Annotated in this window: 12 protein-coding genes; 6 read left to right on the forward strand and 6 right to left on the reverse strand. The window is 37.2% G+C overall.

Annotated features, from left to right (window positions below; genetic code table 11):
• Positions 1-13: 13 nt before the first annotated feature.
• From PP182_RS12330 to PP182_RS12345, 4 genes are read right to left on the reverse strand one after another with little or no spacing between them, the layout of a single operon-like run.
• Positions 14-1,840 (reverse strand): ABC transporter ATP-binding protein, encoded by a 1,827-nt coding sequence (locus tag PP182_RS12330; protein ID WP_272651560.1) that lies wholly within the window; start codon positions 1,838-1,840, stop codon positions 14-16.
• Entirely contained in the window at positions 1,840-3,549 is a 1,710-nt protein-coding gene (locus PP182_RS12335; RefSeq protein WP_272651561.1) for a phospho-sugar mutase, read from the reverse strand. Before PP182_RS12335 ends, PP182_RS12330 begins: the two co-directional genes overlap by 1 nt.
• 29 nt (positions 3,550-3,578) lie before the next feature.
• Complete coding sequence (locus tag PP182_RS12340) at positions 3,579-4,553, reverse strand: glycosyltransferase family 2 protein (RefSeq protein WP_272651562.1); 975 nt, start codon at positions 4,551-4,553, stop codon at positions 3,579-3,581.
• Positions 4,554-4,587: 34 nt separating this feature from the next.
• Positions 4,588-5,112, reverse strand: a complete 525-nt coding sequence (locus PP182_RS12345) for a DUF4199 domain-containing protein (protein WP_272651563.1) — start codon at positions 5,110-5,112, stop codon at positions 4,588-4,590.
• Between the two features lie 179 nt (positions 5,113-5,291).
• On the opposite strand from PP182_RS12345, the gene PP182_RS12350 reads away from it, so the two are divergent.
• From PP182_RS12350 to mtaB, 3 genes are all read left to right on the forward strand, one after another.
• On the forward strand, positions 5,292-5,564 hold the full coding sequence (locus tag PP182_RS12350; RefSeq protein WP_272651564.1) for a type B 50S ribosomal protein L31: 273 nt from the start codon (positions 5,292-5,294) through the stop codon (positions 5,562-5,564).
• A gap of 140 nt (positions 5,565-5,704) precedes the next feature.
• A complete protein-coding gene (locus PP182_RS12355; RefSeq protein WP_272651565.1) occupies positions 5,705-6,880 on the forward strand; it encodes a GlmU family protein in 1,176 nt (391 codons plus the stop codon).
• A 32-nt stretch (positions 6,881-6,912) separates the two neighbouring features.
• Entirely contained in the window at positions 6,913-8,241 is a 1,329-nt protein-coding gene (gene mtaB, locus PP182_RS12360) for a tRNA (N(6)-L-threonylcarbamoyladenosine(37)-C(2))-methylthiotransferase MtaB (RefSeq protein ID WP_419197730.1), read from the forward strand.
• 30 nt (positions 8,242-8,271) lie between these two features.
• On the opposite strand, the gene PP182_RS12365 is transcribed toward mtaB, so the two are convergent.
• Entirely contained in the window at positions 8,272-8,565 is a 294-nt protein-coding gene (locus PP182_RS12365) for a GNAT family N-acetyltransferase (RefSeq protein WP_272651567.1), read from the reverse strand.
• Between the two features lie 161 nt (positions 8,566-8,726).
• On the opposite strand from PP182_RS12365, the gene PP182_RS12370 reads away from it, so the two are divergent.
• A complete protein-coding gene (locus PP182_RS12370; RefSeq protein WP_272651568.1) occupies positions 8,727-9,389 on the forward strand; it encodes an alpha/beta hydrolase in 663 nt (220 codons plus the stop codon).
• A gap of 150 nt (positions 9,390-9,539) precedes the next feature.
• Positions 9,540-10,505 carry a lytic transglycosylase domain-containing protein gene (locus PP182_RS12375; protein ID WP_272651569.1) on the forward strand — a complete coding sequence of 322 codons (966 nt, stop codon included), beginning with the start codon at positions 9,540-9,542 and terminating at the stop codon, positions 10,503-10,505.
• 12 nt (positions 10,506-10,517) lie between these two features.
• Here PP182_RS12375 and PP182_RS12380 read toward each other — a convergent pair whose 3' ends face one another.
• Positions 10,518-11,033, reverse strand: a complete 516-nt coding sequence (locus tag PP182_RS12380) for a DUF2892 domain-containing protein (RefSeq protein ID WP_272651570.1) — start codon at positions 11,031-11,033, stop codon at positions 10,518-10,520.
• Positions 11,034-11,283: 250 nt separating this feature from the next.
• Between PP182_RS12380 and rpmH the strand changes: the two genes are divergently transcribed.
• Positions 11,284-11,445, forward strand: a complete 162-nt coding sequence (gene rpmH, locus PP182_RS12385; protein ID WP_272651571.1) for a 50S ribosomal protein L34 — start codon at positions 11,284-11,286, stop codon at positions 11,443-11,445.
• Positions 11,446-11,520: the final 75 nt, after the last annotated feature.

Raw genomic sequence — 11,520 nt, forward strand, 5'->3', positions numbered from 1 at the left:
GGTAGCTTCCATTCTACGCAAGGGATTGCATATCTACAAGTTTCTTGTAAGCCCCTTTTTTGCTCAAAAGCTCTTCATGGGTTCCCTGTTCAACGATTTCACCTTTGTTCAGAACAACAATATTGTTGGCATTTTGGATGGTGGAAAGTCGATGGGCAATTACGATAGAAGTTCTGTTTTTCATCATTTTTTCCAGCGCATCCTGTACCAATCGTTCGCTCTCCGTGTCCAAGGCTGAGGTAGCCTCATCCAAAATCATGATTGGAGGATTCTTTAAAACGGCTCTTGCGATAGAAAGACGTTGTTTTTGTCCACCGCTAAGTTTGTTACCGCTATCACCAATGTTTGTTTCATATCCCTTGGGCAGCTGCATGATAAAGTCGTGGGCATTGGCAATTTTAGCAGCTTCCATAATTTCTACCTCTGAAGCATTTCCTTTTCCTAACCCAATATTGTTTTTAACCGTATCGTTGAATAGGATGGAGTCTTGGGTTACTAATCCCAAAAGTCCCCTTAGAGACTTTTTGGACAACTGCTTGATGTTAACGTTATCTATAGCAATTTCACCTTCGTTTACATCGTAAAAACGAGTAACCAAATTGGCAATGGTACTTTTTCCACTACCGGATTGCCCTACCAACGCAATGGTAGAGCCCTTTGGAACTTTAAGGTTGAAATTCTTGAGGACATATTCGTTCTCGTATTTAAATGAAATATTTTGAAGTGTAATGCTGTTTTCAAAATAGGTCTTCTCGATTGGATTCTCGATCTCCGAAATCGGGTTTTCCGTTTCCAGGATTTCTAATACACGCTCCGCAGCAGCATTTCCCTTTTTAACGCCGTAGGATGCTTTGCTAATTGCTTTTGCGGGAGTAAGAATTTGGTACGCAAGACCCATATAGGTTATAAAGAGCTCTGGCTGTAATGATTGTTCTACCAATACCATTTGTCCGCCATACCAAAGGATGACTCCAATCGCCGCTATTCCGAAAAACTCACTGGTAGGGGAGGCTAAATTTTGTCGATTTAAAAGACTATTGGAAAATGTATAAAACCGTTTTGTAGATGCCTGAAATATGGACGTAAATCTTGATTCGGCATTAAATGCTTTTATGACACGCAAACCTCCAAGAGTTTCCTCTAAGATTGAAAGAAATTGACCTTGCTCTTTTTGGACCTTATCCGATTTTCGTTTTAAGGATTTACCAATTAACGAGATTAAAAAACCCGAAAGGGGCAGAAAAATAAAAACGAAAAGGGTTAGTTTCGGACTTATTGAGACCATAGCTAGAATTGTAAATAGTATAGTAAGTGGCTCACGTACAATTAATTCCAATATCGATAAAAAGGAATGCTGAATTTCTAATACATCTGATGTAATTCTTGCTATGGTATCTCCTTTTCGCTTTTCTGAATAATATGAAATAGGAAGTTCTACAGTCTTTTTATAAAGCGCATTTCTTAAATCCTTCAGGACTCCATTTCGTAAAAAGGTTATGAAGTACATTGCGAGATATCCAAAAACGTTTTTTAAAAAAAACATAGTGATTACCAAAATGACCATTAACAGCAACGCATTACCCTCACCGGCATCTTCACTTTTAACTGTGACAAAGTAGTTAAGATATTCCATCAGGTAATCTTTAGCTTGGGAAAGCCCTTTCCAAATCGGTTTTTGGTAAACTGGTTCTGTTTGTTTAAAAAGAACTGCAAGCATTGGAAACAAAGAAATCATTGCCAATGTTGAAAACAGTGCATAAAAAATATTCGAAAGGATGTTTAAATAAGCAAATAGTCTATAAGGTCTCGCAAAGCGGAGAATCTTTTTAAAATAATTCATTAACCTAGATTAAGCTCACTGATGATACTTTGGATTTTAGCATCAAGTTGTGCAGAGACTTCTTTAAAGTTTGCTGCCTTGTCCAATTCCGTGTTCGTACTGATGTAAAATTTAACCTTGGGTTCCGTACCACTTGGCCTAGCAGCGATTCTAGTTCCATCCTCCGTCTCATAAATCAATACGTTGGATTTTGGAATGTCTATCGTTTTTTCTTCTCCTGTGATTACATTTTTGGAAATAGAGGTATTATAATCCTCTATCCACTTGACCTTGGACCCGGCAACGGAATCCACTGGATTTTCCTTGAAGTCCTTAAGCATTTGTTTTATTTCTTCGGCACCGCTCATTCCCTTTTTAGTTATAGAGATAAGATGTTCTTTGTAAAAACCATAATCTACATAGCAATCAATCAAATCCTTATAAAAAGAGCTTCCATTCGCTTTCGCCTGGGCCGCAATTTCGCATGCCAATAGGGTAGAGGTTACGGCATCTTTATCTCGGACAAAATCACCCACCATATATCCAAAGCTTTCTTCCCCACCACCAAGAAATTCGGATTCCGGAAAATCCTTAATCATCTTACCGATCCATTTAAATCCGGTCAAGGATGTCTTATATTCTACACCATACGCATCCGCCATAGCTTTTACCATGGGAGTTGAAACAATGGTTGTCGCAGTAAACTCATTACCTCTAAAGCCTTCTTTCTTTCTATTTTCCAATAGAAATTTGGTCATCATGACCATGGCTTGGTTCCCGTTCACAATCTGCATTCGACCATCCAAATTGCGAACCGCTATACCCAATCTATCACTATCTGGATCGGTACCAACCACCATGTCCGCACCAATTTCTTCCGCTTTTTTTATGGCCATAGATAGCGCTTCCGGTTCTTCTGGGTTTGGCGATTTAACTGTGGGGAAGGAACCGTCTGGTTTGGCTTGTTCCTCAATGATGGTTACGTTTTCATACCCAGCTCTTTTCAACACTTCCGGGATTGCAGTTATCGAAGTTCCATGGAGTGAGGTAAAGACAATTTTAAAGTCATTTTTCCCTTTTGCATTAACACTTCCATTTTTGACCGATGCTTCAAAAAACGCTTCGTCTACTTCCTTATCAATAACCTTGATTAGACTGTCACTGGCCTTAAAATTAATATCCTCAAAACTAAGACTATTTATTTCGGCGATGATTTCACCGTCCTGTGGTGGAACAATCTGTCCGCCATCTGTCCAATAAACTTTGTATCCGTTATATTCCGGTGGGTTATGCGATGCCGTAAGTACTATTCCGGCATGACAATTTAAGTGTCTTACTGCAAATGATAATTCAGGCGTAGTTCTTAATTCTGAAAATAGGTAAACACTAATTCCGTTGGCAGAGAAAACTTCTGCAACGGTCCTCGCCAAAGTATCGCTGTTGTGGCGACAGTCATAGGCTATGACTACTTTTATTTCCTCATTAGAATAAGCTTTTTTTAAATAATTGCTTAGGCCTTGCGTACTTTTACCAAGGGTGTATTTATTTATTCGATTAGTCCCAACACCCATTACACCTCGCATGCCACCGGTACCGAACTCCATATTTTTATAGAAACGGTCTTTTAGTTCTTCGGTATCGTTATCTATTAAATGCTGTATTTCTTCTTTAACAGCTGGATCAAAAAAATCGGTTAGCCAGCTTTTGGCGGTGTCAAGGATCTTCTCCATGTAATTTGCTTTAAAATTGATATCTAAATTTACAAAGAATATTGTGTTTGTTCCGAATTCATATTTAATTCTTCGGAAATGTGGTAGCGGGGTTCATTTCTTTTAGATCGGGTTATAATTTCTCCAATGAAACCTGCCAAAAATAATTGGGTACCTATAACCATGGATACCAGTGAAATATAGAATTCTGGCCTATCGGTAATTAACCTGCCAAATGGATTTAGGAAAAGTTTATCGATGCCCAAGTATAGCGCAAATCCAAACCCAATAACGAACATTAAAACCCCTAAAGCACCAAAAAGGTGCATTGGTCTTTTTCCGAATCTTGAAACAAACCAAATGGTAATCAAATCCAAAAAACCATTGATAAAACGTTCCATTCCAAATTTGGTCTTTCCGTATTTCCTGGCCTGATGTTTAACTACTTTTTCCCCAATTTTAGTGAAACCGGCATTTTTGGCCAGAACAGGAATATATCGATGCATTTCACCCGACACCTCTATATTTTTTACGACAGATTTATCGTAGGCCTTTAAACCGCAATTAAAGTCATGCAATTTAACTCCGGACGTTCTTTTTGCCGCCCAATTAAAGAGTTTGGAAGGAAGATTTTTAAAAATAAGGGAGTCGTATCTTTTCTTCTTCCAACCGGATATTAGGTCGTACTCTTTAGTGTGAATCAACCGGTACAACTCTGGAATTTCTTCTGGGTTATCCTGCAAATCCGCATCCATAGTTATGACCACATCGCCCTTTGCAGCCTTAAATCCGGCATGTAATGCTTGGGACTTTCCAAAATTCTTAAGAAATCTTAAACCCCTTACATTATTATTGACCTGGGAAAGTTGGGAAATAACGTTCCAAGAACCGTCCGTGCTACCATCATCAACAAACAAAATTTCATATGAAAAATGATTGGATTGCATCACGGATACAATCCAATCATGAAGTTCTTTGAGCGATTCTTCTTCGTTCAATAAGGGAATAACTATAGATAGTTGCATTGGTTGCTTCAGGAATTCCCTTCAAAAATACAAATTAGTTCAGATCTTCCTGTTTTTTTAGAATCAGTCCAGAAATTAAGGAAATAATAAAACCTAAAACTAGACTAAAGACAAGCCCGAAAACTATTTGCATGGTGGGCGTTGAGAACTTTTTTCCCATTTCCAATTGTGAATCAATTTGTTCCGGAGTCATCGCAGTAGTTTCCATGAGCTGATTTCGCTGGAATTCCATGGCTTTACTCATCATGTCCGGATCAATAACATTGGCCATCAATTGATTAAAAATTATTCCAATAATTCCAGCTATTAGGCTAACGCCAACACCTACTTTAAGTGCTTGGGAAAAGGTCATGAAACCATTGTTAGCCTTTCTAAATTGAATCATGGCCAATACAATTCCTGCTATTGATAGGACAATACTAATTAAACCTACGGCAAGACCGCCTTGATAGTGCATATCTGCGGTATAAAGCATAAATGCAAAAATTATTCCTACGCCACCAAGTATAAGTCCATAAGTCAAGGCAAACTTTCCAGTTTTTGGTTTATTTTCTTCCATTTTAAATAGTTTTTAAAGTTGATTATTCAATTAGTACACTTGTAAGTTAATTTGTTACAAAAATTTCTAAATTAATTTAAGACATTTTATCTACAATATATTGCTCATTTTAATAAAATGACTAAATTTGCAGCCTTAAAATGAGTGCCCGTCGGAATGGGTGCGTTAAAGTTTTTATCATGAAAAAAGGAATACATCCAGAAAATTATAGATTGGTAGCCTTCAAGGATATGTCCAATGAAGAAATTTTTATTACCAAATCTACGGCAGATACAAAAGAAACTGTGGAGGTTGAAGGTGTTGAATATCCATTGGTAAAATTGGAGATTTCAAGAACTTCACATCCATTCTATACTGGTAAGGCTAAATTTTTGGATACAGCAGGTCGTATCGACAAGTTTAAGAACAAATACAAGAAATTCTCCAAGCCAGAGAAAAAAGAAGAGGAATAAGGAATCTTTATTCTACAATAAAGCAGACGCCTCCACATTTGGGGGCGTTTCTTTTTAGGTAATGTCTAGTATTTAAGCATTTAGGCAGTAACACCATTTGTAATCTTCCCCTATTGTTTAATTTTGTGAAAAATATTTCCATGAACTATATTCTTTTTGATGGTCCTGTTAGGGAGCACCTTTTGCCATTTACCTTTACACGTCCGGTAGCGGAGGTCAGAATTGGGATAATGACGATAAAAGAGAAATGGGAAGCGTATTTGGAATCTTCTGTTAGCTACCTTACACAAGACTATCTCAGTGTAAAATTTCCCTTGGAACTGAAAAAGCATAATGTGTTCATTAATGGTAGTATTCTTCCGGATGCCTTTCTTATAGAAAAAATTAATACACTCAAAGACTTTCAGGTACTTCAAAAAGGAGAAACAGTTATTGCATATAGGGGTAACCAAGGTAACAAAACCGATACTTGGGACCAATATCAAACGGTTACTTTTGAAAAAGAACTTTTTCAAATCAATAATACTTGGGATATTTTCTCAAAGAATGAGAGGGCGCTTCAGGAAGACTTTGATTTTTTGACAAAAGGAAGAGAGAGTCAACCCATTTCCAAAACAAACAGTCTAATAGGTCCAGAGCGCATCTTTTTGGAAGAAGGAGCTAAAGTGGAATATAGTATCTTAAATGCTACGGACGGACCCATATATGTAGGCAAGAATGCAGAAATTTGGGAAGGAAGCCTTATTCGTGGAGGATTGGCACTTTGTAATCATGCCATTGTAAAAATGGGAGGTAAGCTTTACGGAGCTACAACAATCGGCCCCCATTCCAAAGTATGCGGAGAGGTAAGTAATGCCGTAATTTTTGGTTATTCCAGTAAAGGCCATGAAGGATATCTAGGAAACGCTGTGCTGGGGGAGTGGTGCAATATTGGGGCGGATTCCAATAATTCTAATCTTAAGAACAATTACGCAAAAGTTCGTCTATGGAATTACGCCACGGAAAAATTTGAACAAACAGGATTACAATTTTGTGGGTTAATGATGGGAGACCATAGTAAAACTGCTATCAACACCATGTTCAATACGGGTACTGTAATCGGGGTGAATTCCAATATATATGTACCGGGTTTCCCTAGAAATTTTGTTCCCAGTTTTAGCTGGGGCGGTGCATCGGGTTTTTCGGCTTATTTACCCAAAAAAGCCTTTGAAGCCGCTAAGGTCATGATGGCGAGGCGTGGCGTTGAATTTACGGATGCTGATGCCGACATTTTGAACCATGTGTTTGAAATTACTAAGAAATGGCGTAATTACTAATTTTTGATTTTTGGTAAATTATTTTCTTGATTATGAAGAAGAAAGTTGCATTTTATACCCTAGGCTGTAAGCTTAATTTTTCCGAAACTTCTACCATTGCCCGAAGTTTGGTAAATGAGGGGTATGAACGGGTCGATTTTGATCAGAAGGCGGATATGTATGTTATAAATACCTGTTCCGTTACCGAAAATGCTGACAAAAAGTTCAAGACCATTGTTAAGCAGGCACAAAAAGGTAATGCCAAAGCATATATCGCCGCTGTAGGCTGCTATGCGCAGCTAAAACCTGAGGAATTAATTTCGGTCGATGGGGTAGACTTGGTATTGGGCGCAACTGAAAAATTCAATATTGGGGATTACGTGAATGACTTATCCAAAAATGATATGGGTGAGGTTCATTCCTGTGAAATCCAAGAGGCCGATTTTTATGTCAGTAGCTATGCTATAGGGGATAGGACCAGGGCATTTTTAAAGGTTCAGGATGGATGTGACTATAAATGTACCTATTGCACCATTCCACTGGCACGAGGAATATCAAGAAGTGATTCATTGCAAAATGTATTAACAAATGCCCAAGAAATCGCTGATCAGGATATTAAGGAAATAGTACTTACCGGCGTAAACATTGGGGATTATGGTAAAGGGGAATTCGGGAATAAAAAACACGAACATACCTTTCTGGATTTGGTTAAGGCCTTGGATAAGGTCGATGGTATTCATAGACTAAGAATCTCATCCATTGAGCCCAATCTTCTGAAGAACGAAACCATTGATTTTATTGCCCAAAGTAACAGTTTTGTACCCCATTTTCACATTCCTCTGCAAAGTGGGAGTGACGAATTGTTGAAGTTGATGAAAAGGAGATATCTAACAAATTTGTACACGGATCGCGTACAAAAAATTAAGGAGGTGATTCCTAATTGTTGTATTGGTGTTGATGTTATTGTGGGATTCCCTGGAGAAACCGATGAGCATTTTTTGAATACCTATCATTTCTTAAACGAATTGGATATTTCTTATTTACATGTCTTCACTTATTCGGAAAGGGATAATACAGAAGCCGCTTCTATGGGCTCAGTAGTACCGAAAAAGGTTAGAAACAAAAGAAGTAAAATGCTAAGGGCGCTTTCGGTTAAAAAAAGAAGGGCTTTTTACGAAAGTCAATTGGGAGCCGAATTGGAAGTACTGTTCGAGGGAGAAAATAAGCGTGGCTATATCCATGGATTTACAGAAAACTATGTTAAGGTTAAAACACCTTGGAACCCGGCTTTGGTGAATACCTTGCATAAGGTTATCCTAAAAGAAATAGATATTGATGGTATAGTAACTTTGGAATTTGCTACCGCTGAAGCAATGGCATAAAAAAAGCTCCTAAAAAGGAGCTTTTATTTGTTAAATACGTATGCCTACCGGCAACATTTCTTTGTACTGTCTGTTCTTTCTTAAAAACCCTGCTATTTGAGGACTTGTAGGAACCACCCTAAGATTTTGTTCTTGAATATGGTGGAGAACGGATTTAATAAAACTTTCCTTAAAACCGTCTTGGGTAACTGTATCAGGAACCACTAGCTTGGTCAAAAAGACTTTTCTTTCTTGAGAGGAATACTCGATTTTAGCGAGTTGGCCATCAATAGTTGTTTCAAATTGGCGCAAGAAAGCATTGTCCTTGATGATAACATCATTCATATAGTTGATTTTAGTGTTAGGTTTAGACAAAAAAATTACGATGTTCTCCAATCGTAATTTATTCAAGAGTGCTTATTTGTATAAAAGAATTTATTAACAAGCATTGTTCAAAACTAACAAAAATTTACCTAAATTCCTAGCTTTTATAACATTTGCATTTCATGCAGGAACAGATTACACATGTTTATTTTATGCCCGGAATGGCAGCGAGCCATTCTATTTTCGAATTTATAAAACTACCCGAAGATAAATTTCGAATGCATTTTTTGGATTGGATTATTCCAAAGAAGGGACAGTCCTTAGAAGAATATGCTAAAGAAATAATTAAAAATATTACCCATCGGAATCCGGTTTTACTAGGTGTTTCCCTTGGAGGGATATTGGTCCAGGAAATTGGAAAATTGATTGCCGTCAAAAAAATAATCGTGGTCTCAAGTGTAAAGCTTAAGAGCGAATTGCCCAAGCGTATGCTATTTGCAAGATATACCCAAGTCCATAAATTACTGCCAACGGGACTGATTAATAATGTAGAGCTTTTGGCAAAATATGCTTTTGGCGAAACTGTTGTAAAAAGATTGGAACTATATGAGAAATACCTTTCCATAAGGGACAAACAATATATTGATTGGTGTATTCATCAAATGGTTAATTGGAGCCAAGACCAATACCCTGAAAATTTGGTTCATATCCATGGCGAAAAAGATGCGGTTTTTCCAATAATCAATATTAAAAATTGTATTACGGTAAAAAATGGAACACATACCATGATAATTCACAGAGCTAAATGGTTTAATGAACACCTACCCACAATTATTTTGGATTAACTTAGTTCTATTAATACCTTTGATTGCACATATCTGGTGTTGCTTTGAAACTAGTTCGGCACTTTCAGGTTTACAATGAAAAGAATTGGGTGAAATGTATCCTCGCACTAATCGAGTTTTAATTTAACTTTAAAAATAAAAAATAAACAGATGAAAATCCTAAAAAACGTTCTCATGTTTTGTGGTGTCCTCTTTATAGTTGGGACATTGGTATTTGCTACCAAAAGTACAGCCTTGGTCAGTGGTAACGATAATCAATCGAATGACATAGTCAAGGATACCATAGAAAAGAACGTAGCCGCGGAATATCGCATTTCATCAATAGATATTCCAGGAGATTTAAATTTTGCCGGGGAAATAGTTCCACAGGAAGACCCGGAAATTATGGAGCGTATAGATCGGGAGTTTTTGGTAAATACATATTGGCAATCAAACGCATTACTTTTAATGAAGCGTGCGCACAAGTATTTTCCCGTTATTGAACCAATTCTGGCAAAGAATGGTATTCCTGATGATTTTAAATATCTAGCGGTTGCTGAAAGTGGTCTTACTAACGTAGTTTCACCCGCAGGTGCAACAGGTTTTTGGCAAATTATGAAGGAAACAGGAAGGGAGTATGGACTCGAAGTCAATTCTAACGTAGATGAAAGATACCATTTAGAGAAATCCACAGAAGTTGCCTGTAAATATTTGAACAAGTGGAAAGAGCGTTATGGAAGTTGGTCCTTGACCGCTGCGGCATATAATGCCGGGCCTGGAGCTATTAATAAATACATGGGTATACAGCAAGTAGATAACTATTGGGATTTATTGCTGGGTGCAGAAACGGGAAGATACGTATTCAGGATTATGGCCATAAAAGAAATATTGTCAAATCCGGAGAAGTATGGTTTCCATATAGACCAAGAGGATTATTACACTGCGGTGCCAACCTTTACCGTTGAAATTGATGAGCCTGTTTTAAGTTTTGCCGATTTTGCTCAGGAGTATGAAATAAATTATAAGATTCTGAAGCGACACAATCCGTGGTTGAGGGAGCCTCACCTTAATAATAGTTCCCGCAAGAAATATGCAATAGAGATTCCGAACAAGGGATATTATAAAGAAACCAAATAAGAAAAATCTGGTTTAGATTTTTTTCATTTGCTGCTGCATCATTCTAATTTGCTCGGTCAACATATTGTTTTTGTCGAGCTTTTTGGCCTCTTTCAGGAGCATGGTAGCTTCTCTTTTTCTACGTTTTTGCATCGAGATGCCTGCTAGACTCAATTTTGCCATGGCAATATCATAATCCATAGTCAAACCTAATTTGAGTGCTCTTCTAAAGAATTTCTCCGCCTTGGTAAGATTGGTTTGGGAGTGTATAATTCCGTGTAAGTAATTGTAGTACCCCTGTTGTTTTGTGATTAAGGCACTTTCAGGATTTTTTATTTTGGATAGCCATTTTTCGGTTCCTGCCAAATCCTGTTTTCTCATTCTTAAGAAGGCCAACAAAATAATTTCATTTCTGAAATAAAGAAAAATGAAAATTAAGGAGAGAAGAATAAGAGCTATACCATTGCCAATATTACCTTCGATAAATTGATAAACGGCGTACGCAATGATAAGACCTGCAATGACTAACTTTATATTTTTATTGAACATAGTATTAATTTGATTAGAATAGTGTTGTTTGGTGCGTTGCAAATTCTTGCTTAGAAAGATTAAACACAACAGAAATAGGTTCGCGCAAAATTAGGGAAAACATAGCTTTTCGAAAGTATGTAATTATTAAAATATTTTTTTCTTTACTACTTGTCAAAGAAAAAACTCTTTGTATATTTGCACCCGGTTTTACCTATCTGTCGTTAGATAGGTCGTTAAAGGAGATACATTCAGATTAAAAATATAGACGATGAGTAAGAGAACATTTCAACCATCCAAGAGAAAGAGAAAAAACAAACACGGTTTCCGTGAACGTATGGCTTCCGTTAATGGAAGAAAGGTTCTTGCCAGAAGAAGAGCTAAGGGAAGAAAAAAGCTAACTGTTTCCGCTGAACCACGTCATAAAAAATAATGACTTGTAGATAACTTTTAAAAAAAGGTGCTGCTTCTTTAAGTTCAGCACCTTTTTTTTGACCTAATTTTGAAA

This window comes from Maribacter sp. PR1, from assembly GCF_028464145.1.
Classification (GTDB): domain Bacteria; phylum Bacteroidota; class Bacteroidia; order Flavobacteriales; family Flavobacteriaceae; genus Maribacter.

Excerpts from the sequence above, each read along its gene's own strand:
- PP182_RS12330 (WP_272651560.1), bottom strand. The coding sequence starts at position 1,840 with ATGAATTATTTTAAAAAGATTCTCCGCTTTGCGAGACCTTATAGACTA.
- PP182_RS12335 (WP_272651561.1), bottom strand. The coding sequence starts at position 3,549 with ATGGAGAAGATCCTTGACACCGCCAAAAGCTGGCTAACCGATTTTTTT.
- PP182_RS12340 (WP_272651562.1), bottom strand. The coding sequence starts at position 4,553 with ATGCAACTATCTATAGTTATTCCCTTATTGAACGAAGAAGAATCGCTC.
- PP182_RS12345 (WP_272651563.1), bottom strand. The coding sequence starts at position 5,112 with ATGGAAGAAAATAAACCAAAAACTGGAAAGTTTGCCTTGACTTATGGA.
- PP182_RS12350 (WP_272651564.1), top strand. The coding sequence starts at position 5,292 with ATGAAAAAAGGAATACATCCAGAAAATTATAGATTGGTAGCCTTCAAG.
- PP182_RS12355 (WP_272651565.1), top strand. The coding sequence starts at position 5,705 with ATGAACTATATTCTTTTTGATGGTCCTGTTAGGGAGCACCTTTTGCCA.
- mtaB (WP_419197730.1), top strand. The coding sequence starts at position 6,913 with ATGAAGAAGAAAGTTGCATTTTATACCCTAGGCTGTAAGCTTAATTTT.
- PP182_RS12365 (WP_272651567.1), bottom strand. The coding sequence starts at position 8,565 with ATGAATGATGTTATCATCAAGGACAATGCTTTCTTGCGCCAATTTGAA.
- PP182_RS12370 (WP_272651568.1), top strand. The coding sequence starts at position 8,727 with ATGCAGGAACAGATTACACATGTTTATTTTATGCCCGGAATGGCAGCG.
- PP182_RS12375 (WP_272651569.1), top strand. The coding sequence starts at position 9,540 with ATGAAAATCCTAAAAAACGTTCTCATGTTTTGTGGTGTCCTCTTTATA.
- PP182_RS12380 (WP_272651570.1), bottom strand. The coding sequence starts at position 11,033 with ATGTTCAATAAAAATATAAAGTTAGTCATTGCAGGTCTTATCATTGCG.
- rpmH (WP_272651571.1), top strand. The coding sequence starts at position 11,284 with ATGAGTAAGAGAACATTTCAACCATCCAAGAGAAAGAGAAAAAACAAA.